The sequence below is a fragment of the Octadecabacter sp. R77987 genome (assembly GCF_042466115.1).
Lineage (GTDB): Bacteria > Pseudomonadota > Alphaproteobacteria > Rhodobacterales > Rhodobacteraceae > SW4.
The window spans coordinates 102,051-124,082 of record NZ_JAXHBQ010000001.1; the positions used below are offsets into that span (position 1 = coordinate 102,051).

Genomic DNA, 22,032 nt, shown 5'->3' on the forward strand with positions numbered 1-22,032 from the left:
TAGGACTAGGTTTTTTCTTTCCGACAGGTTGTGACGTCTGTGCTTTGCGTTTGTCAGTCGAAATATTCATTTTGGACGAATCGGATTTGTCCATCGGTGCTGGCCTCCGTAAATTGCGAAAGTAGGTGACCAAAACGTATCGCAAAAATATCCAAATCGAACTATGGAATATTCATAATGGATATTTTTAGTGACGCGCCGCTTTGGGCAAGCTCTCAAGCTAGGGCAGTCCAATGGACCATGATTCCCCGAGTGGAGGGGGGGATTGTTTGAACTGAATTCTGAATAAGTTCCCAGGGAGGAAAAAATGAAAATCCGCACACTTCTCGCAGCGACGACTGCGACCGCAGCAATGACCATCGCAGGTATGGCTGCCGCTGAAACCATGACGATCGGCATCACGCAGAACAACGTTGGCGTCGACAGCTACCAGACTACTTACGAGCAGGCCTTTATCGCCGCTGCCGAAGCCAACCCCGATGTTGAGGTCGTTGTTCTGGATGCAGGCGGCGACGTCGCGCGCCAGATCGCCCAGATGGAAGACCTCATCCAGCAGGAAGTCGATGCCATCATCATCTGGCCGACCAACGGCGAGGCTGTGATCCCGGCTGTGCGCAAGGCGCATCAGGCTGGCATTCCGGTTGTTGTCACCAACTCCAACATCGCTGAGGCCGGCTTTGATTTCGTCGCGTCCTTCTCTGGTCCTGATAACGTCACACAGGGCATTCGCTCGGCCGAGATCATGTGCGACCGCTTCAAGGAACTGGGCATCGAAGATGAAGCCAAGGTTGTCCACATCACCGGACAGCCCGGCTACACGACCGCGATCGAGCGCGCTGCAGGCTTCAACGACCGTCTGCCCGAAGTCTGCCCGAACGTTGAACAGATCGACGAGCAGCCAGGTGACTGGAACCGCGAAAAGTCGCAGCAGGTCATGGAAGCGTTCCTTGTCCAGTATGACGACATCGACGGCGTCTATTCCGGCGATGACAACATGGGCGTTGGCGCAATGAACGCCGCGATCGCCGCTGGCCGCGAGGGCATCACCTTTGTTGGCGCGACCAACTTCGCAGTCGGCTATGAAGCGATGGCCGCAGGCACATACTGGGGGTCAATCTACCAGTCCCCGGTCGATGACGCCGAAGCCGCGCTCAAGACAGCGATTGATCTGCTCAACGGCGAAGAGCTGCCGTTCCTGAACTACTTCGACACACCGAAGATCACGCAGGACAACATGGGCGAGTTTACCAAGCCGGTATTCTAGGATCCTGAATTGGGAAGGGGGGCTGCGGCTCCCCTTCCAGCCATTGCGTTTTAGCAAAAAAATACAGGTATGGGGGTAGGCCAATGGGTCGGGTCTCTGGTCGGGCGTGCATTGTGACGGGTGCCGCACAAGGAATTGGGCGTGCCATCGCCGAGGCGCTGCTGGAAGAAGGGGCAAGCGTATGTTTTGCCGACATTAATGGTGATCGTGTTGCCGAAGTCGCGAACCTGAACCAAAAGACATACGGCGACAGCAAAGTGACACATGCGCAGGTCGATGTGACCAACCGATCCGCCGTACGTGCTATGATTGATCATACGGTCGCGACGTTCGGCAAGCTGGATGTTAAGTTCAACAATGCAGGTGTGAACCGGCCAATGAACTTTATGGATGTGACCGAAGACAATTGGAATTTCATTATGGGCGTCAACGGGTTGGGGTGTATGATCGGTATGCAGGAAGCGGCCCGCCAGATGATCGCCCAAGGCACAGGCGGCAAGATCATCAACACCGCCTCGATCGCCGGCCGACAGGGGTTTGACAATGTGGCCCCGTATTGCGCCAGCAAGTTTGCCGTCGTGTCGCTGACTCAATCGGGCGCGCGCGATCTGGCAAAGCACGACATTACCGTCACGGGCTTTGCCCCCGGTGTGGTGGCAACCGAGATGTGGGAGCAGGTTGATCAGGACTTGATGGCCATCGGTGCCGCCGAACGTCCCGGTCAGGCGATGGAGGAGTTTTCGGCTGAAATCCTGCGGGGCCGCGTGGCCAAGCCGCAAGATATCACTGGAACGACAACCTTTCTGGCGGCGCCGGAAAGCGATTACATGACCGGCCAGATCGTGATGATCGACGGAGGCATGACACTGGTTTGATCTGACATGCCGAGGGAGGGATTTCGGCGCGTTGGACAGAAAAACAACTTTGGGCCGCAAAACGCGGTCCGCGGGAGGAACGCATGGCTGAGTTTACTAAGCAGGACATCGGAAAAGTGCTGGCAAAGCAGGGCATCCTGATCGCCTTTGCTCTTTTCATAATCGGGTTCACAATTGCCAACCCGAAATTCCTGACCCTCGACAATTTCGAGAACGTGGTCAGGTCTTCGGCCATTCTGGGCGTGATGGCGCTGGGCGTAACCTTTGTCGTGATCAGCGGCAATCTCGATCTCTCGGTGGGCTCGATGATGTCGTTCTCGACCATCGTTGTGCTTGATTTGCACGACAAGCTGGGACCAACCCTTGCGATCCCTGCGATGTTTGCGATGACGCTTTGCATCGGGGCATTCATCGGGTTTCTTGTTGGTTATCTCAAGCTCAATTCACTGATTGTGACCTTGGGGATGCTCTCGGCCATCCACGGGCTGACCTTGACCTATTCAGGCGGCAAGAACATGGATATCGCCGACAAAGAAGGCACCTGGTTCGCCATTTTCGGGCAGGGTAATATCTTGGGGATTCAGAACTCCGATCCTGATATTCATCTTGCTGGCCGCTTTGCTGGGGATCGTCCTGGCCAGGACACCGTTTGGCCGCAAGGTCTACGCGGTAGGCGGCAATGGCACGGCGGCAACCTTCTCGGGCATCCGGCGGGCACGCGTGGTCTTTGTTTGCTACCTGATGAGCGCGTTCTGCGTTGCGACTGCCGGTCTCATTCAGGCCAGCCGTTCAATGGGGTCGCAAAACACTGTGGGGCAGGGGTTGGAGCTTGAAGTTCTCGCCGCCGTCATTCTTGGCGGCGCATCCCTGCTTGGTGGGTCAGGGACAATCTTCAAGACGGTGATTGGCGTGCTCATCCTTGGATTTATCCAGAATGGTCTCTTGCTGGTCGGGCTTGATTTCTCGGTCCAGTACGTCGTGACCTGGATTATCATCATCCTTGCAGTCTGGCTGGATATTGCGGCCAAACGCGGCAAGCTCATGTCGCCGATCGCTTGAGGGGAAAGAACATGCAAGCTGGTAAATTTTCGAAATACCTGAAGGGCGGCGCCATCTGGGGCTTCATCGTCCTCGAGTTGATCTTCTTCTCGATCGCGGGCGAGTTCCTCTCTGTCAGCAACAAGGCCTTCATGGACGGCGATAACATGCTGTTGCTACTCAAACAGTCGGCGCCAATCGGGATCATCGCCATGGGCATGACCATCGTCATGGTCAACGGCAATATCGACCTGTCAGTCGGCGCAATTTACGCGATTTGCGCCATTGTCCTGCTGGATTCGATGACATGGACGCTGTTCGCGGGGTTTGGAAACTGGGTCATCCCTGCGGCGTGGTGCATTGCCCTTTTGACGGGGGTCGTCTTGGGCGCGATCAACGGATTGATCGTCTGGAAGACGGGGGTCGATGCCTTTATCGTGACGCTGGGGTCCATGCTTGGCTATCGCGGGCTGGTCTTCATGTATAACGGCGAACAGCCGACCAGCCACCTCAACTGGACGCTCGTGGACTTTGCCGAGGCACAGTTCCTTGGCCTTCACACCGCGACATGGTTCCTGCTGGTCGTCACCGCGGCGATCTGGTTCCTGATGAACCGCACGGTTCACGGGCGCAACGCCTACGCCATCGGCAACAACCGCGAGGCGGCGGTCAACGCGGGTATCCGCGTCGGCCCGCATATGTTGATCAACTTCATGATCATCGGGTTTCTGGCGGCGCTGTCAGCCGTGGTCTTCTATTCGGAATCCGGATCCGTGAACCCCAATGACGGCCAGCTTTACGAGTTGTGGGTGATCACTGCCGTCGTGCTGGGCGGGACCAAGCTGACCGGCGGGGCGGGGTCCATCATCTCGACCTTCGGGGGCGTGATCGCGATCCAGCTTTTGCGCAAGGGCCTGGCCCATATCGGCGCAGACACGTCCACCGTGAACCTTGTGATCGGTCTGATCCTGATCGCCGTGCTGTTCCTTGATCGTCAGTTGAACGTGAAAGGCAAAGAGGAGTTGAAGGTATGACCGAGACTGTTGATCGGGCGACCCCCGCCCCAGTTCTACGCCTTGAGGGGATCGTGAAAACCTTTCCGGGTGTGCGGGCCCTTGATGGCGTCTCTCTCGCGATCCTGCCGGGCGAGGTGCATGCCCTGATGGGCGAAAACGGCGCTGGCAAATCGACGCTGATGAAAGTGCTTGGCGGCATTCACCAACCCGACGAGGGCCAGATCATCGTGGATGAAAAACCGGTCGTCATGTCCGGCCCGTTGGATGCAAAGGCCAAGGGCATTGTCTTTATCCATCAGGAACTTAGCCTTGCAGATGAACTGAGTGTGGCCGAAAATATCTACCTGGGCGAATTGCCGCGCAAGCGTTTTGGCTTGGTCGACTGGGCCGAACTGGAAGCCAAGACCAACGCGATCCTTGAAAAGCTGAAAGTAGGCTTCAATGCAAAGACCCGCGTGGGCGACCTTTCGATCGCCAATCAGCAGATGGTCGAAATCGCGCGCGCGCTGACGGTGGATGCCAAGGCGGTGATTTTCGACGAACCGACAGCCTCGCTGACTGATGCGGAAAAGGTTGTTCTGTTCGAAGTAATCGCGGACTTGCAGGCGCAGGGCGTGGGTATCGCCTATATTTCGCACCGGATGGAGGAGATTTTCAAAATCACCGACCGGATCAGCGTTCTGCGTGACGGCCAATACCAAGGCACGGTCAACACCGCCGAAACCAACGAAGAAAGCGTGACCCAGATGATGATCGGGCGCAAGCTCGACCTTAGTCGCAATGAATCCCATCACGAACTTGGCGAAGTCGCACTTGAAGTGCGCGGGCTAAGTTGCGGCGATCTTTATCAGGATGTCAGCTTTGAAGTGCGGCGCGGCGAGGTTGTCGGGTTTTACGGCCTTGTCGGGGCGGGGCGCACGGAAATTGCGGAAACGCTGTTTGGCCTGCGCAACCCGTCGTCAGGTGCGATCCTGCTGGATGGCGACGAGGTCCGGATCAATTCCCCCCATGACGCGATTGAGCGGGGCATTTCGCTGGTGCCCGAAGACCGCAAGGGCCAGGGGTTGGTGCTGGGGATGAACTGCCGTGATAACATGACCTTGCCGCAGGTGGACGACCTGAAATCCGGTCCCTTCGTCGCCGACGGCGCCGAAATCGCGATCTTCGATCAATATCGTGACAAGCTTGATATCCGAACGCCCGGCTGGAAACAGCTTGTGGGCAATCTTTCGGGCGGAAACCAGCAAAAGATCGTCATTGGAAAATGGCTGTCGATGCGCCCCAACGTGCTGATCGTTGACGAACCCACGCGCGGCATTGACGTGGGATCAAAGGCCGAGATTCACAACCTGCTGCGCGAATTGGCGGCGCAGGGCTATGCGGTGATCGTCATCAGTTCGGAAATGCCCGAAGTGTTGCACGTGGCCGACCGGATCGTGGCGATGTATTCGGGCAAGATCATGCGCACGTTCTCCTCGGAGGAGGTGACAGAAGAAAACCTGATCGCCGCCATCTCCGGTCTGGAGACCGAAAAGGTGGCGTAATGCGGGTCGGGTTTTGCGGTCTGGGGCGGATGGGCGCGCATATGGCGCGCAACCTGTCGCATGCTGGGTTTGACCTGACGCTGTGGAACCGGTCTGCCCATAAGGCCGACGCGCTGGCGGCAGAACTGGGCTGCGCAACCGCGCCGACCCCTCGCGCGCTGTCGGACGCAGCGGATGTGGTCATCACCATGCTGGCCGATGACCCGTCATCCGAGGCCGTGCACTTCGGCCCCGATGGGCTGTTTGTAGGCACGGCGCAAAGCTATGTCGAAATGGGCACGATGAGCCCTGATCACATCCACCACCTTGCGCAAGACGCCCCCGAAGGCACCCGCGTGATCGACGCGCCTGTCTCCGGTGCAACACAGGCCGCCGCCGATGCACAGCTGGTGATCATGGCGGGCTGCACGCCGGAAGCGGCCGCGCCCCTCGCCCCGCTGTTTGACGCCATAGGCAAGGAAACGCTGTGTCTTGGCCAAACGGGCAGCGGTGCGGTGATGAAACTGGCCGTCAATGCGCTGATCCACGGCATCAACCAAACCCTTGCCGAAGCCATGACATTGGCCGAGGCCGCGGGGATCGCGCCGGAGGCCGCCTTTGACGTCATCGAAGCCTCGGCCGCCTGCGCGCCAATGCTCAAATACCGCCGCCCGCTGTACCTGAACGAAGGGGCGCATGACGTGACCTTCACCGTGGCACTGGCCCGCAAGGACATGGAGGTTACTGCCGATCTGGCCCGCCAACTTGGCACCGCGATGCCGCAGGGGTTGAGCACATTAGACATCCTGAAACAGGCCGAAGCGGAGGGCTTTGCCACCCGCGATATGGCCTCGATCCTGACCTACATGAGAGGGAAAACATCATGAAAGCTGTGCTTTTTGTGGGTGGCTGGGAAGGCCACGCGCCAATGGATTTTGCGGATTGGTATCGTGATCTGCTTGAAGCGAACGGTTTTGAGGTCGTGATCCACGACACGCTTGAGCCGCTGGAACATCCCGAGGTCATGGCCGATGTCGATCTGATCACGCCGATCTGGTCCTCCGCCCGTTCAGGGCATCGTGAAGAATTCGGCAATATGACCAAGCCGCAGGAGGACGGCCTCCTCAAACTTATCGGCGATGGCTGCGGTCTGGCAGGCTGGCACGGCCATATGGGCGATGCGTTTCGCGACCGCCCGACCTATCATTTCCTGATCGGCGGCCAGTTCGTCGCCCATCCCCCCGGTTGGCCCGACAACCTCCAGCCCAGGGAAGACTACATCAACTACGATGTGACGATCTGCCAGCCGGATCATCCTCTGGTCGAGGGGATCCGCAGTTTCCGTATCACATCCGAGCAGTATTATATGCTGACGGACCCATCGAATAACGTGCTGGCCACGACGACCTTTTCAGGCGACCACCTCTGGTGGATCGAGGGCACGGTGATCCCCGTCACCTGGACACGCCGCTGGGACAAAGGGCGTGTGTTCTACTGCTCCATCGGGCATGAGTTGGACGACCTCAAAGTGCCAGAAGTCACCGAGATGATCCGCCGCGGAGCGATTTGGGCTGCGAGCAGGGCGTAGGGGCCAATTCACAGCGAACTTACAGTTTGGCCCGCGGCGAACATGCCATAGGCGATGGTTTTCGGCATACATATCGGCGAAATCCTCGGCGGTGACGTGATCGTTTGCGGGCGCTGCGCGAAAAAGCCGGCCAGCAGGTGTTCAAGGGTGGCGTATTAGGCGGGCCGTGGCTGAATGCCCATCAGCATGTCGGCAATCGTGATGGATGCGATCAATTCACCGTCAAGGTAGAAATCCCAATCCAGACAGTTGGTATGGATCAGGTTGGGCAGACCCGCCTTGTAGCGTGCTTGCTGATCTTTGTTGGCGTCTGTCGTCGCCCGAATGCCGATGTGCAAGTCCTTGGCCTCGGCATGGCTACCCCTGTTTTGCCACACCCTGGTGCCACCTTTAACAGGGGGAAAGCCGCTTTGTTGCCGCGCGCCTAGATCTGATAGCCGTGGTATTTGTAAAGCAAACGGCGCAGGGGGCGGGGCAACCTTGCGCGCGCCTTGGCACGGTGCAGCAATGCGGCCTTGCGATCAGGGTTGAGGGTGCAAATGTCCTCGATCCGGTCGACGCGCAGCACCGCATCATCGACATCATTTTCGTCAATCGCGCCATAGTCGATCCCTGGAAAGGTGATCCCCTGATCGTCGCGCAGCCAGAACAGATCGGGCGCGCGCCAGTTGATCAGCGCCTGTGCCATGCCCGCGTTCAGCTGTGGTGTGGTCGGGTGGTCCAACCGCCGGTCGGCCTTGAAGATTTCCACGGCAAGCGCGTTCCGGTCCCCCCGCCAAACCGTGCGATCTGTCGCGATGTCATGCAACAGCGCCATTGCCTCGGCTGACAGGCTGGGGTTTCGCGCGGTTTGCAGCCGCGCAATGCTGGAGGGCGCGACATCGGGCAGATGTTTGGTCAGGAAATCCGTCACGATATCCCCATCCGTCATCACCGCCCGGTCAAAGACGTTCAGCGATACAGGTCCGCGCCAGCCCGTGATCAGGGGGGCGATCGTATCCTTGACATGGGTGCGCGACAGGCGGTGGTTCAATCCCAATTGCCGCAGGATTTGCTGCAGGAACGACAGGAAATGCGCATCGGGCGCGCGCAGGTAAGCAACAATGCGCGACGTTCGGGCAACCCGATCGATCTGACGGTTTGCGGCTGTGATCGTGGCCCTGTTCATCGGCCTGAAAAAGATTTCGCTGCTCAGCACCAGTGTCCTGGGCCTGTGATGGGTCACTGCGTCCTCAATTCCGCGCCATGCCCGCGCAGACACGGCCGCATGCTGCGCAGGATCGATCCCAAGCCAGCGCCGCCGCTCGGCGTTGTCTTCGGTGTGGCCAAACAAGTGATAGGCCAGGATCACAGCATTTGCGTGACCCGGATCAAAGCGCGGATAATGCACGCCCTGTTGGCGCAGCGACGCCTGCGCCCCCAGTAACGTGTGCTGAAGCGTCGTCGTTGCGGTCTTGGCCTGCCCGATATGAAGCAGCAGTTCGTCGGCTCTTGCCATCAGGTGTCCTTGCGGGATTGGCCGCGTAACCCCACGCTAGCACGGATGCACCTGCGGTGCGACCGTGACCAACTGCGAGCATCGAACGCGCGCAAGTTTTGCGTGTTTACAGCTCAGATCATGTCCCGTAACCTTGGCTTTTTACGGTATTGATTTGGGGGACATATGGCCAGATTTGAACTCGCGGGACCAGATATTGTCGACGAAGAATTTGACGGGGAAATCGTTGTCCTTAGCCTGCGCACAGGACAGTATTTCGGCCTGAACGACAGTGGCGCGGCCCTGTGGGTTGCGATCAAGGCGGGGGCTGACCCGCACGAAATCGCAGGCCAGCAGGGCGCCGATTTCGCCACCCGTCTTGTCGGGCTGGACTTGCTGATGCCCAGTGACCAAAGCCCTGAACCCGCGCCAAAACTTGATCTCAAAGACCGGCCTTCTGTCGAGGTCTATGACGATCTGTCCGACCTGATCCTTGCCGATCCAATCCATGATGTGGACGACAAAAAGGGCTGGCCCAACCTTCCTGACGCTGTCTGACATCACGATGGACGACTTGCATCAGGACGCAACAGTCGTTTTTACGGCGGCGAACGTCATACAATCCGTCAAGGCTGTTCTGGCGGCATTTGATGGTGCGTTTCACGGCGCGCGCGATCATCGCCGGTTCACGGTTGCAGGCGCAACATTCAACGTTGCGTCCAATGATCCCACCTACCTTGATCAGGCCGCGCGCGCCCTTGCGACACGGGCGCAAACGGATGGACGCAAGTGCCGGATCGTTGTGGTGAACGCCGGTGATCACGCCTGCCCGATGCCGCTGTGGCCCGCCAAACACTACCCCGAACGCGAGGTCGAGGCGCTGTTGGCGGGCACGCCCTATCGCCTGCACTATTTCCCCGAACTGAAGTTCTGGCAGCTGTTTGATACCGATCGCGCGGTCGGCATTCAGTGGATGACGGACAAGGACGGCGCGCCACCGTGGGATTCCGGCTCGACGTTGCGCAATTTCGTGCAGTGGCATCTGGGGTGTGACACCACATCGTTGCTGCATGGCGGCACCTTGGCTGTGTCGGGCGCGGGTATCTTGCTAGCAGGTGAAGGCGGGGCCGGTAAATCGTCCACGGTGCTGGCGGGCATTTTTGACGGCTTGCAAAGCGTTGGTGACGATTATGTCCTTGTTGATGCACAGGCGCTCACGGCACGTCCGGTGTTTGACACCCTGAAACAGGATGAAACGGGGCTGCGCCGCTTGGGCCAGTGGGGCCATGCGGGCATATCGCGGGTGGCGAACTGGCAAGGCAAGTATCAGTTTTACATGCCCGATGTGGTGCGGAGTGATCTAGTCGCAAGCATCGCCTTGCGCGCGATTGTCATGCCCACGCTGACCCATGGAACGCGCACGTCTTTTGCACAGGTTAGCGCCAAGGATGCCTTTCTTGCGCTGGCCCCTTCAGGTGTTTCGCAAATTCATTGTGACCGCAGCCGCCTGTTTGCCGTTGCGGCGCGGGTGGCGCGCACCCTGCCTGCCTACCGGTTGAACCTTGGCACGCAACCAGCTGAAATTGTGCAAGAAATCCGCCGATTTATTCAGGATTTCACATGACAGTCACGGTAATAATCCCGGTGTTCAATCGCCCGGTTGAAATACGTGGCGCGGTCGCTTCGGTTTTGCGCCAGAGGTCGGCGGTGCCGCTTGATGTGCTGGTGATCGACGACGGATCGGATGATGAAACGCCACAGGTGCTGGCAGACCTTGCCGCCGCCGACAGTCGCGTCAGGACAATCCGCCGTGACAACGGCGGCATTTCGGCTGCGCGCAATACGGGGCTTGATAACCTGCTGCCCGAAACCGAATTCGTGACATTTCTGGATTCCGATGACCTGATGGCGCCGGACCGTTTTGTCACTGACCTTGCCGTGCTGATCGCTCGCCCCGAGGTCGCGATCACCTATGGCAATATGGTGATCACCTTTGCGCTGGACCGTGACAATCTGACCGTCCCCAAGGATGCCAAACAGCTGGAACTGACCAGTGTGCATCTTGCCTGCTGTCTTTACCGGCGCAGCCTGATTGAAACGGTTGGACGGTTCGATGACACGCTGAAAATGGCCGAGGACACCGACTATATCTTTCGCACCTTCGAGATCGGCGTGACCTTCGTTCAGACGGAAACCGTCTGCCACTACTACCTGCGCCACCCCGGCAATATCTCATCCGATTCCAAGGACAATCAGACATGGTTCGCCCGTGCCGTGGTGCGCAGCGTGCACCGCCGCAAGAAGGATCCCTGCCGCAAACTGGTCAAGCCGGATTTCAACATCGAACTGCAAGAGGACTTTTTCAAGTCATGAGCTACTGCGTTGCCATTCCCGCATTCAATGCCGCGCGAACAATCAAGGAAACGCTCGATTCTGTTTTGAATCAAAGCGTTGCGCCATCCGAGATCGTGGTCGTTGATGACGGGTCAAGCGATGATACACCAGATATCGTGGCGCAATACGGCGCTGATGTGCGGTTGATCCGCCAGCAAAACGCTGGCTGCGGGGCGGCCACCACGGCTGCGATCATGGCGACCAGCGCGCCGGTTGTGGCGATGGTTGATGCCGATGATGTCTGGCTGCCCGAAAAGATGGAACGCCAGCTTGCCCGCCTTGATCAACTGGGCGCGCGCTCCCTTGTGTTTGCCCGGATTCAGCAGTTCCCGCACGGCGATTCTGACCGCACAGCGGGCAAGGTGCGTGACGGGCTGATGCGGTCAACCATGGTCATGGCGCGCAGCGCGTTTGACGCGGTTGGCCCGATCATTGATCCCCCCGGAGGTTGCGGCGACATGGTCGACTGGATCGGGCGGGCGCGCGGCCTTGGGTTTGCGGTGGATGTGCTGCCCGAAGTCCTGGCACAGCGCCGGATTATCGCCGGCAGCATGACCTATGCCATGACAGCCGAACAGAACCGCGGTTATCTGGCGGTTGCGCGTGCGGCAATCCTGCGGCGCAGGCAGGGGTAGCAATGATCCAGTCACCCCCGGTGCGCTTTCCGGAATTTGCATGGGCCTGGCCCACGGGCGGGCGGTTGTTGTTGTTGCATGCCGCGTTGAACCCCGACGAAGCCTTTGCGCGTCAGGCCTTGCAGGATTGGCTGTCGGCGAACGAACTGGACGATGCGCGCTTTCCCGAACATCGCTTGTTTGCGGCGATCACAACGCGGTTTGGCCGCTCGCTTGACGGGCTGGCGGAATACCCGCGCCTGATCGGGTTGCAACGGCTGCACTGGACACAGTCGCGGCTGGCCGTCGCCGAAAACCTGCCGCCATTGCAGGCCATGGTGGATGCCGGCCTCAAGGTTGTCCTGCTGAAGGGTGCGGCGCGGATCGCCGTCGACCCGACCGAACAAAAGTCACGCACGGCGTTCGACCTTGACCTGGTGTTGCCTGACGCCGACTTTGAACAAGCCATTACAATGTTGCTGTCACGCGGCTGGAAATCCACGCGCGGCGAAAGCGCACTTGGCCTGATCGCGCGGGTGTCCAGCGTGCGGGCGCGCAACTTCAAACATGGCCGCTTTGGCGATATCGACCTGCATCGCCGCGCCTATCAGCCCGCTTATGCAAGCGCGCAACACGACGCGGCGCTGGTGAATGACGCGCAACCGGCCACCTATTACGGCGTGCCGGTGTTCATCCCATCCGTCGAGGAACGCATCGTCATGGCCATGGGCCACGGCGGGTTTGACGGCCATCATCACAGTGACTGGCTGGTGGATGTTGCGGGGATGCTGGCCAGCGAAACGGTTGATTGGGACCGGCTTTATGCGATTGCGCAGGGGCGCCGTCTGGTCGGGGCGGTGGCCATTGGTCTGTCCTTGCTGTCGCAAGCCCTGAACCTGCCAATCTCGCAGGATGCCCTGACAAGGTTTGGTGCCGATCGCCCGCGCGCGGGCCTGCGTGCCTGGCCGATGCTGATCCTTGCGCGTGACACGCAAACCCTGACCAAACCGCAAACCATGCTGCGTGGCGTTATCGAAGGGGCGTTGAAAATCCGCCTGACGGGGCGCAATAAGGCCAGTGACACAAGGCAGACCCGCACCATCACCCGCAGCGCCCGCGGTACAGCGCAAGGGACCGCCCTGACATCCTATGTCGTAACAGCCGATACGGCCCCAAGGGCGGGAACATGGACATTGAACGCCGAACTAGCGTTTGACATGCCGCCCCTGCGCCGCCGGATCGAACTGGACATCAACAGCCCCGGCCGCAACCTGCATCATGTGCAGGCGTTGCACCTGCGCAAGCGCGCAGGGCAGTGTGCGGTCAGGTTCACGGTGCAGCTGGATGTCACCGCCGATGATTTCCCCATCTCGATCGTGTCACTGCCCAGCAAGTTCCTCGAGGACGGGCCGCAATCACCAAACTATGCGAAATACAAGATGCTCGCGTTCACGCCAACGCGTGTCACGCTTGCACCAAGGAAGGGGACGTCATGACACGCACAGCACTGGTCTGCGGGGCGGGCGGTTTTATCGGGAGCCACCTTGTGACGGCCCTCAAGGCCCAAGGGTTCCGGGTGCGCGGCGCGGACCTCAAACACCCCGAGTTTGGCGAAACGGACGCTGATGATTTCATCCTTGGTGATTTGCGCGATCAAAGCGTTGTGGCGCAGGTGATTGACCAGCCGTTTGACGAAATCTACCAACTTGCAGCGGATATGGGCGGCGCGGGGTTTGTCTTTGTCGGGCAGAACGATGCCGACATCATGCACAACTCGGCGGCGATCAATATCAACGTGCTGTCGGCCTGCCTGAACACAGGCAACCGCCGCATTTTCTATTCGTCATCGGCTTGCATTTATCCGCAAGAAAACCAGCAAGACCCGGACAACCCCAACTGTGTGGAACACAGCGCCTATCCCGCCAACCCTGATAGCGATTACGGCTGGGAAAAGCTGTTTTCAGAACGGCTCTATCAGGCGTTTCAGCGCAACCACGGGTTTGAATGCCGGATCGCGCGCTATCACAATATCTTTGGCCCTCTGGGAACATGGCAGGGCGGGCGCGAAAAAGCACCCGCCGCCCTGTGCCGCAAAATTGCAATGGCCGATCAGGATGGCACAATCGACATCTGGGGCGACGGGCGGCAAACGCGGTCGTTCCTTTACGTCGATGAATGCGTCGAAGGAACCATCCGCCTGATGCGCTCGGAGGTGGTTGAACCCGTCAATATCGGCTCGGACGAGCTGATTTCGATCAGCGATCTGGCGGTGATGATTGCAAAGCTGGCAGGCAAGCGGATCACCCACCGCTATATTGACGGTCCCGAAGGCGTGCGCGGGCGGGTATCTGACAACCGGATGATTGCGCAACGTCTTGGCTGGGCACCGGCCGCGCGCCTGCAAGACGGATTGCGCCCCACATACGACTGGATCGCCGCGCAGGTGGCAGACGGGGGCGGCGATGCAGCTTGACCCCGCCAAAAGCTATCTGCTGTCACGCCCGCGCGGCGGATTTAATGACGCGATGGTGCAGTTGGAAAAATCCTGCCGTTACGCCGAAAAATTCGGGCGGGTTCTGTTGCTGGATATGTCGCGGTCGGGCCTGCGGATGCAGATTGACGAACTGTTTGACCTGCAGGGCGGGCCGGGACGTAATGTCGTGCTGTGGCACGACGATATGGCGCCTGAACTGGATCGCGCCGCCTCTGTCTTTCCCGATGCCCTGTGCCATCGCATTTCGACCTATGAAACCGTCTGGCAGCAAGACGCCATCGGCTTTGCCGACAGCGAAAGCGGGCAGTTGATCAGCTTTGATCACACCTGCGATCACGATGCACAGGTGCTGGTGTATGAACAGGCTGGGGGTGGATATACGTCGCTCAATGCCCTGCGCCGCCTTGGCCCGCTGCGCGCGGATGTTGCGGCGGAAATTGTTGCGCGCCTGGTGCCGCTTGGGCGCGGGTATGACGCGGTGCATCTGCGCCATTCCGATTACGAGACGGATTTTGTAAGTTACCTGCGCGAACTGCGGCCCGTTTTGCGCGGCCGCCGTGTTTTGATCTGTTCGGACAGTCGTGCCGCCAAGGATGCGGCCGCGGACATCCTGCACAACAGCACAACTGTTCTAAGCGTGTCCGATATTCCCGATCTGGGTGGTCAGCCGCTGCATCGAACGGCCTATGGCGATGACCGCGCGGCCAATATCGATGTGCTGTGCGACCTGTTGGCGATGGCGCTGGCGGACACCCTCTTTTTTACGCGGCTGTCGGGGGGAAATGACAATGGCGTGAAATATTCCGGCTTTTCGCTGCTGGCCGATCTGTTGGGTCGAAATCGTGACGTTGTGGGCCAGCTATTGGCCAATGCCGATCCCAAGGCGCGTGAAACGATCCTTGCCAGGTCACCGGCGCGCGGGTTGATCCACAGGCTGCGCTGCGGCCTGCATGTCTGGCGTCACCCAAGGGCCTATGCCAAGCGGGTCCGCCGGAACCGGCGCGCAAACCGCGCGACGGCGCAGCCCTGATTGCACGCGCCATCGCCGCCCTGCTAGGGTCGCGCAGGATCAGACAGGGGCGTAGAAATGATCGACAAACTGGACATGTTCATCGCCCTCGCGCGCGAGGAACACTTTGGCCGCGCCGCCGCATCCATGGGTGTGACCCAGCCGACCCTATCAGCGGCGATCAAACAGCTTGAGGACAGTCTGGGCGTGATGCTGGTCTGGCGCGGGTCGCGGTTTCAGGGTCTGACACCCGAAGGACAGCGCGTGCTGGAATGGGCGCGCCAGATCGTCGGCGATGCCCGCACCTTGCGCGAAGAAATGCGCGCCGCCCGTAAGGGCCTGTCGGGCAACCTGCGCCTTGCGGTGATCCCCACGGCGCTGACGGTTGTGTCGGACCTGACGGCGGGTTTTACGGTGAAACATCCCGGTGTGCGGTTCACGGTGCTCTCACGCACCTCGGCTGAAATTCTGACGATGCTGGAAAACCTGCAAATCGACGCAGGTGTGACCTATCTGGAAAACGAACCACTGGGCCGTGTGACGACCGTGCCGATCTATGCGGAACGCTATGTTCTGGTGGTGCGCGCCGATCACCCGCTGGCAGGGCAGGCGGGAATTGACTGGGCCGCGCTGGGCGATCTGCCCTTGGGCCTGCTGACGCCGGATATGCAAAACCGCCGGATCATCAACGCGCACCTTGCGGATGCGGGCGTGGAAATTGCCCCCACGGTCGAGGCGTCATCGACCATCGTGCTGATCAGCCACGTCTTGCAGGCCAACTGGGCCACCGTGCTGCCCCTGCGCGCCGCTGAAATGTTCCTCAAGGCGGGTGATCTGGCCGCCGTGCCCCTGACGGGGGCAGATGCCAGCCACGCCGTCGGCCTGATCGCGCCCTACCGCGAGCCGCATACACCCGTGCTGGCGGCGCTTTTGGCACAAGCCCAGTCGATTTCGGACCCCGAGCTGTCTTGATAGGGTATTCCTATCAAACAACGAAATTGCGATATTGATTACTGGTGTGACTCGCGCGATACCACGCGGGCGCACGCAAGGGAGTCACATATGTCCGCCAGCCAAGCCACCAAAGACACAATGGCCCGCATTCTGGCCGCCCATGACGGGCTGGAAGGGCCGCTGCTGCCGATCCTGCACGCGGTGCAGGCCGAACTGGGCTTTATCCCCGAAGACGTGCAGCCGATCATCGCCGCGCATCTCAATATCTCGAAGGCCGAGGTGCATGGCGTTGTGACGTTCTATCACGATTTCCGCGATGCCCCTGCGGGCCGCCATATCGTCAAGATCTGCCGCGCCGAGGCTTGTCAGGCGATGGGGGCAAACGGGCTGGCTGATGCGACACTGGCGAAACTGGGCGTGCAATGGCACGGGACCACCGCCAATGGCGCAGTGACCGTGGAGCCGGTCTATTGCCTTGGCCTGTGCGCCTGTGGGCCGGCGGCGATGGTCGATGACCGCGTGGTGGGCCGTGTGGACGGCGCGAAAATGGATGAACTACTTGCGGAGGCAGGCGCATGAAGATTTACGTCCCCCTTGATAGCGCGGCCAAGGCGTTGGGCGCTGACGCGGTTGCCGATGCGATTGTGGAACAGGCAGCGAAGCGCGGTCTGGATGTGGAGATGGTGCGCACCGGCACGCGCGGCATGATCTGGCTGGAACCGCTGGTTGAAGTGGGCGAGGACCGTCAGGCCTTTGGCCCCGTCACGGTTGCTGATGTGCCCGCGCTGCTGGATGGCAAACTGAAGGGGCATGGCAAAGTCACCGACATCCCGTTCTTTGCAAAGCAAACCCGTCTGACGTTCGCGCGTTGCGGTGTGATCGACCCGCTTGATCTGGACGACTACCGCGCGCACGGCGGGCTGGTGGGCCTGCAACGTGCCATTGGCATGACGGGTGCGGATATCGTTGCCGAAGTGACCGACAGCGGCCTGCGCGGCCGTGGCGGCGCGGGCTTCCCGACGGGTATAAAATGGAACACCGTGGCCGGTGCACAGGCCGATCAGAAATACATCGTCTGCAACGCTGACGAAGGCGACAGCGGCACCTTTGCCGACCGCATGATCATGGAAGGCGACCCCTTTACCTTGATCGAAGGCATGGCAATTGCAGGGATCGCTGTGGGCGCGACCAAGGGCTATGTATATCTGCGCAGCGAATACCCAGATGCCATTAATATCATGCAACAAGCTGTTGTTATTGCGCGTGAAAGCGGGGTTCTGGGCGCGGCTGTTCTGGGTAGCGATTACGCCTTTGACATGGAAATCCGCGTGGGCGCAGGTGCCTATGTCTGTGGCGAGGAAACCTCGCTGCTGAACTCGCTTGAAGGGAAACGCGGTGTGGTGCGCGCCAAACCGCCGCTGCCCGCCCTGGAAGGGTTTCTGGGCAAGCCGACCGTGGTCAACAACGTGATTTCGCTGGCCACAGTGCCGGTGATCATGGAAAAAGGCGCGCAGCATTATCAGGATTTCGGCCTTGGCCGCTCGCGCGGGACGATCCCGATCCAGATCGCCGGAAACGTGGCGCAGGGCGGGCTGTTCGAGGCCGCCTTTGGCATGCCGCTGGGCGAACTGGTTGACGATATCGCCGGTGGCACCGCCACGGGCCGCCCCGTCAAGGCGGTGCAGGTCGGCGGGCCACTGGGCGCTTATTTCCCGCGCGAAAAGTTCGACACGCCTTTCGGTTACGAGGAATTTGACGGGCAGGGCGGCTTGATTGGCCACGCGGGTGTGGTCGTTTTTGACGACAGCGCCGATATGCTGGGCATGGCGCGCTTTGCGATGGAATTCTGCGCCGTTGAATCCTGCGGCAAATGCACCCCCTGCCGGATCGGTGCAGTGCGCGGTGTCGAAACGATTGACCGGATCGGGCGCGGTGACACGGCAGCTGTCGAGATTTTGACCGATCTTTGTGATACAATGCGTGACGGGAGCCTTTGCGCGCTGGGCGGGTTCACCCCGTTTCCCGTGATGTCCGCGCTGCGGCATTTCCCCGACGATTTCGCCACCAAGAAGGAGGCTGCGGAATGAAAGATTTCATCATCCCGACCGACATGGACATGGGCACGCCCGCGTCTCGCTCCACAAAAACGGTCACGCTGACGATTGATGGCTATGATGTCACGGTTCCCGAGGGTACGAGTGTGATGCGCGCATCGGCCGAGGCCGGAATTGCCGTGCCCAAGCTTTGCGCGACCGAAAGCGTCGAAGCCTTCGGGTCGTGCCGCCTTTGCGTGGTGGAAATCGAGGGACGGCGCGGCACGCCCGCGTCCTGCACGACCCCTGTGGCCGAGGGCATGATTGTCAAAACCCAATCTTCCAAGGTCAAAAAGATCCGCAAAGGCGTGATGGAATTGTATATTTCCGATCACCCGCTGGATTGCCTGACCTGTGCGGCCAATGGTGACTGCGAATTGCAGGATATGGCCGGCATGGTGGGCCTGCGCGATGTTCGCTACGAGGCCGTGGCCAACCATTTCGAGGCGCGCAACACCGGCGGCGATGCCAATCCGCAATTCATCCCCAAGGATGATAGCAACCCCTATTTCACCTATGATCCGTCCAAGTGTATCGTCTGTAGCCGTTGCGTGCGCGCCTGCGAGGAGGTGCAAGGCACCTTTGCGCTGACGATCGAAGGCATGGGTTTCAATTCCCGCGTGGCTGCCGGCACCGCATCGGACGATTTTCTGGCGTCCGATTGCGTATCCTGTGGCGCTTGCGTGCAGGCCTGCCCAACAGCGACCTTGCAGGAAAAATCCGTCATTGAACTCGGCACGCCCGAACGGTCCGTCATCACGACCTGCGCCTATTGCGGCGTGGGCTGTTCGTTCAAGGCGGAACTCAACGGCGACGAACTGGTGCGCATGGTGCCCTATAAGAACGGCAAGGCGAACCGCGGCCATTCCTGCGTCAAGGGCCGCTTTGCCTATGGCTATGCCAATCACGCCGACCGCATCACCGCGCCGATGATCCGTGACAAGATCACCGATCCCTGGCGCGAAGTGTCCTGGGAGGAAGCGATTGGTTTCACCGCCAAGAAGCTGCGCGATCTTCAGGCCAAACATGGCCAGCAGGCGATTGGCGGGATCACTTCCAGCCGCTGCACCAACGAAGAAACCTATCTTGTGCAAAAGATGATCCGCGCGACCTTTGGCAACAACAACACCGACACCTGCGCGCGGGTCTGCCATTCGCCAACGGGTTACGGGTTGAAGACCACGTTCGGCACATCGGCGGGCACCCAAGACTTTGATTCCGTTGAACATACTGATGTCGTGATTGTCATTGGCGCGAACCCCACCGATGGCCACCCCGTCTTTGCCAGCCGCTTGAAAAAGCGTCTGCGGGCGGGTGCGAAACTGATCGTCATTGATCCGCGCCGGATTGATCTGGTGAAAACGCCGCATGTGGCGGCAAGCCATCATTTGCCCCTGCGTCCGGGCACCAATGTGGCCGTGCTGACCAGCATCGCCCATGTGATTGTCACCGAAGGCTTGATGGATGAAGGGTTCATCCGTGACCGCTGTGATTGGAACGAATTTGCCGAATACGCCGAATTTGTCAGCGACCCGCGCCATTCCCCCGAAGCGACCGCGATGCTGACAGGCGTTGACGCGGACGAATTGCGCAATGCGGCCCGTCTGTTCGCCAAGGGCGGCAACGGCGCGATCTACTATGGACTTGGCGTGACTGAACACTCGCAAGGGTCCACCACCGTCATGGCCATCGCCAACCTTGCGATGATGACCGGCAATCTGGGCCGTCCCGGCGTGGGCGTGAACCCCTTGCGCGGGCAAAACAACGTGCAGGGTGCTTGCGATATGGGGTCTTTCCCGCACGAATTGCCCGGTTATCGGCATGTCAGCGATGATGCCACCCGCGCGGTGTTTGAAAAACTGTGGGGCGTCGAACTGGACGCCAAACCCGGCTTGCGCATCCCCAATATGCTCGATGCCGCCGTCGATGGCACCTTCAAAGGCCTTTATGTGCAGGGCGAGGATATCTTGCAATCCGACCCCGATACCAAGCACGTCAAGGCGGGCCTTGAAGCGATGGAATGCGTGATCGTCCACGACCTGTTCCTAAACGAAACCGCCAACTATGCGCATGTGTTTTTGCCCGGCTCGACCTTCCTTGAAAAGGACGGCACGTTCACCAACGCCGAACGCCGCATCAACCGTGTGCGCCGTGTGATGGCCCCGAAAAACGGCTATGCGGATTGGGAAGTGACGATGCTGCTGGCCAATGCCATGGGCGCGGGCTGGACCTATACGCACCCCAGCCAGGTGATGGATGAAATCGCCGCAACGACCCCAAGTTTTGCCAATGTTTCCTATGAGTTACTGGAAGAGCGCGGATCGGTGCAGTGGCCTTGCAACGACGCCAATCCCGACGGTGCGCCGATCATGCACATCGACGGATTTGCACGTGGCAAGGGGCAGTTCATCATCACTGAATATATCGCCACCGAAGAACGCACCGGCGCGCGTTTCCCGCTGTTGCTGACCACCGGGCGGATCCTGTCGCAGTATAATGTGGGCGCGCAAACGCGCCGCACCGATAACGTGGTCTGGCACGCCGAGGATGTGCTGGAAATCCACCCGCACGACGCCGAAGTGCGTGGCGTGAATGATGGCGATTGGGTGAAACTGGCATCGCGTTCCGGCGATACCAGCCTGCGGGCGACGATCACCGACCGCGTGTCACCCGGCGTGGTTTACACGACCTTCCACCACCCCGACACGCAGGCCAATGTGATCACTACCGATTACAGTGACTGGGCGACAAACTGCCCTGAATACAAGGTCACGGCGGTGCAGGTTGGCAAATCCAACGGCCCAACCGACTGGCAGGAAGATTACAGCGCGCAGGCCGAAAAATCGCGCCGCATCCTGCCCGCTGCCGAATGACAAAGGGCGCGCATAGCGTTGCCGGTGTCGCGATCCGCAAGGGCCGCGAACAGGCGGTGACGCGCGCGCTGCCCGAAGAAGTGCCGGTGGCGCTGGTTTACAATGGCAGCACGCAGGCCGTGATGATGGCCACGCCCGACGATCTGCATGATTTCGCCGTGGGCTTTAGCCTGTCCGAGGGGATCATCACCGATCTGGCCCAGATCGAACGGTTTGAAATTGTCCAGCACGGTCAGGGGCTTGAGGCGCAGATGTGGCTGTCAGATGATCGCGCCGATGCTTTGGCCGCGCGTCGCCGGTTCATGGCGGGGCCGGTGGGCTGCGGGTTGTGCGGCATCGATTCACTGGATCAGGCGTTGCGCGATGTGCCTGTGGTGTCCAGTAATCTGACCTTGGCGGCCGATGATATTCCCGCCGCCATGGCCGCCCTGCGTGCCGCCCAGCCCCTGCACGATCAGACACGCGCTGTCCACGCGGCCGGGTTCTATATCGCGGGGCAGGGGATTGTTGTGGCACGCGAGGACGTGGGCCGCCACAATGCGCTGGACAAGGTGATTGGCGCGCTGGCCCGTGCAGGTATCAGCGGCGCGGATGGCGCGATTGCGCTGACCAGTCGCGTGTCCGTGGAAATGGTGCAGAAATGCGCCGTGGCTGGCGCGCCCGTGGTGATTGCGGTGTCTGCACCCACCGCGTTGGCCGTGCGCACCGCGCAAACCGCAGGGATCACCATCGCCGCCCTTGCCCGTGATGAAGCCTTTGAAATCTTTACCCATTCTGCCCGAATCAAGACCGGAGCCACACCCCATGTCGCCTGAAAAAA

At 60.1% G+C, this 22,032-nt stretch carries 20 protein-coding genes and 1 pseudogene; 19 read left to right on the plus strand and 2 right to left on the minus strand.

Annotation, left to right across the window (positions count from 1 at the left end; genetic code table 11):
* Positions 1–307 precede the first annotated feature (307 nt).
* The 7 genes and pseudogenes from SJY21_RS00485 (at position 308) to SJY21_RS00515 (ending at position 7,304) form a co-directional block, all read left to right on the plus strand.
* Positions 308–1,264, plus strand: a complete 957-nt coding sequence (locus SJY21_RS00485) for a sugar ABC transporter substrate-binding protein (protein ID WP_377504639.1) — start codon at positions 308–310, stop codon at positions 1,262–1,264.
* 83 nt (positions 1,265–1,347) lie between these two features.
* Entirely contained in the window at positions 1,348–2,139 is a 792-nt protein-coding gene (locus SJY21_RS00490) for an SDR family NAD(P)-dependent oxidoreductase (RefSeq protein WP_377504642.1), read from the plus strand.
* A gap of 83 nt (positions 2,140–2,222) precedes the next feature.
* A pseudogene (locus SJY21_RS00495) lies at positions 2,223–3,198 on the plus strand (ABC transporter permease).
* Positions 3,199–3,209: 11 nt separating this feature from the next.
* Positions 3,210–4,211, plus strand: coding sequence for an ABC transporter permease (locus tag SJY21_RS00500; protein ID WP_377504645.1), 1,002 nt, complete (start codon positions 3,210–3,212; stop codon positions 4,209–4,211).
* Positions 4,208–5,737: a sugar ABC transporter ATP-binding protein gene (locus SJY21_RS00505; protein WP_377504648.1), complete on the plus strand. Its 1,530-nt coding sequence runs from the start codon at positions 4,208–4,210 to the stop codon at positions 5,735–5,737. Before SJY21_RS00500 ends, SJY21_RS00505 begins: the two co-directional genes overlap by 4 nt.
* Positions 5,737–6,603, plus strand: coding sequence for an NAD(P)-dependent oxidoreductase (locus SJY21_RS00510; RefSeq protein ID WP_377504651.1), 867 nt, complete (start codon positions 5,737–5,739; stop codon positions 6,601–6,603). The genes SJY21_RS00505 and SJY21_RS00510 overlap by 1 nt, the downstream gene beginning before the upstream one ends.
* Positions 6,600–7,304 (plus strand): ThuA domain-containing protein, encoded by a 705-nt coding sequence (locus SJY21_RS00515; RefSeq protein ID WP_377504654.1) that lies wholly within the window; start codon positions 6,600–6,602, stop codon positions 7,302–7,304. Before SJY21_RS00510 ends, SJY21_RS00515 begins: the two co-directional genes overlap by 4 nt.
* Before the next feature lie 155 nt (positions 7,305–7,459).
* Here the strand turns inward: SJY21_RS00515 and SJY21_RS00520 are convergent, their stop codons facing one another.
* Positions 7,460–7,681, minus strand: coding sequence for a hypothetical protein (locus SJY21_RS00520; protein ID WP_377504656.1), 222 nt, complete (start codon positions 7,679–7,681; stop codon positions 7,460–7,462).
* A 47-nt stretch (positions 7,682–7,728) separates the two neighbouring features.
* A complete protein-coding gene (locus tag SJY21_RS00525) occupies positions 7,729–8,802 on the minus strand; it encodes a hypothetical protein (protein ID WP_377504659.1) in 1,074 nt (357 codons plus the stop codon).
* Between the two features lie 165 nt (positions 8,803–8,967).
* Here SJY21_RS00525 and SJY21_RS00530 point away from each other — a divergent pair, with 165 nt between their 5' ends.
* The 12 genes from SJY21_RS00530 to fdhD all read left to right on the plus strand — a co-directional run bounded on the left by SJY21_RS00530 (position 8,968) and on the right by fdhD (position 22,027).
* Positions 8,968–9,339, plus strand: coding sequence for a PqqD family protein (locus tag SJY21_RS00530; RefSeq protein WP_377504662.1), 372 nt, complete (start codon positions 8,968–8,970; stop codon positions 9,337–9,339).
* Positions 9,293–10,405: a hypothetical protein gene (locus tag SJY21_RS00535; RefSeq protein ID WP_377504664.1), complete on the plus strand. Its 1,113-nt coding sequence runs from the start codon at positions 9,293–9,295 to the stop codon at positions 10,403–10,405. The genes SJY21_RS00530 and SJY21_RS00535 overlap by 47 nt, the downstream gene beginning before the upstream one ends.
* Positions 10,402–11,154: a glycosyltransferase family 2 protein gene (locus tag SJY21_RS00540; RefSeq protein WP_377504667.1), complete on the plus strand. Its 753-nt coding sequence runs from the start codon at positions 10,402–10,404 to the stop codon at positions 11,152–11,154. Before SJY21_RS00535 ends, SJY21_RS00540 begins: the two co-directional genes overlap by 4 nt.
* Positions 11,151–11,810 (plus strand): glycosyltransferase family 2 protein, encoded by a 660-nt coding sequence (locus SJY21_RS00545; RefSeq protein ID WP_377504670.1) that lies wholly within the window; start codon positions 11,151–11,153, stop codon positions 11,808–11,810. Before SJY21_RS00540 ends, SJY21_RS00545 begins: the two co-directional genes overlap by 4 nt.
* Before the next feature lie 2 nt (positions 11,811–11,812).
* The gene (locus SJY21_RS00550) at positions 11,813–13,285 is read left to right on the plus strand and encodes a nucleotidyltransferase family protein (protein WP_377504673.1); all 1,473 of its coding nucleotides are present in this window, start codon (positions 11,813–11,815) and stop codon (positions 13,283–13,285) included.
* Entirely contained in the window at positions 13,282–14,262 is a 981-nt protein-coding gene (locus tag SJY21_RS00555) for an NAD-dependent epimerase/dehydratase family protein (RefSeq protein ID WP_377504676.1), read from the plus strand. The genes SJY21_RS00550 and SJY21_RS00555 overlap by 4 nt, the downstream gene beginning before the upstream one ends.
* Entirely contained in the window at positions 14,252–15,313 is a 1,062-nt protein-coding gene (locus SJY21_RS00560; protein WP_377504678.1) for a hypothetical protein, read from the plus strand. The genes SJY21_RS00555 and SJY21_RS00560 overlap by 11 nt, the downstream gene beginning before the upstream one ends.
* A 57-nt stretch (positions 15,314–15,370) precedes the next feature.
* The gene (locus tag SJY21_RS00565) at positions 15,371–16,264 is read left to right on the plus strand and encodes a LysR family transcriptional regulator (protein ID WP_377504681.1); all 894 of its coding nucleotides are present in this window, start codon (positions 15,371–15,373) and stop codon (positions 16,262–16,264) included.
* A gap of 90 nt (positions 16,265–16,354) precedes the next feature.
* On the plus strand, positions 16,355–16,825 hold the full coding sequence (locus tag SJY21_RS00570; RefSeq protein WP_377504684.1) for a formate dehydrogenase subunit gamma: 471 nt from the start codon (positions 16,355–16,357) through the stop codon (positions 16,823–16,825).
* Positions 16,822–18,333, plus strand: coding sequence for a formate dehydrogenase beta subunit (locus tag SJY21_RS00575; RefSeq protein WP_377504687.1), 1,512 nt, complete (start codon positions 16,822–16,824; stop codon positions 18,331–18,333). The genes SJY21_RS00570 and SJY21_RS00575 overlap by 4 nt, the downstream gene beginning before the upstream one ends.
* Positions 18,330–21,212: a formate dehydrogenase subunit alpha gene (gene fdhF, locus SJY21_RS00580; protein WP_377504689.1), complete on the plus strand. Its 2,883-nt coding sequence runs from the start codon at positions 18,330–18,332 to the stop codon at positions 21,210–21,212. The genes SJY21_RS00575 and fdhF overlap by 4 nt, the downstream gene beginning before the upstream one ends.
* Positions 21,209–22,027: a formate dehydrogenase accessory sulfurtransferase FdhD gene (fdhD, locus tag SJY21_RS00585; protein WP_377504692.1), complete on the plus strand. Its 819-nt coding sequence runs from the start codon at positions 21,209–21,211 to the stop codon at positions 22,025–22,027. The genes fdhF and fdhD overlap by 4 nt, the downstream gene beginning before the upstream one ends.
* The last annotated feature ends 5 nt before the right edge of the window (positions 22,028–22,032 follow it).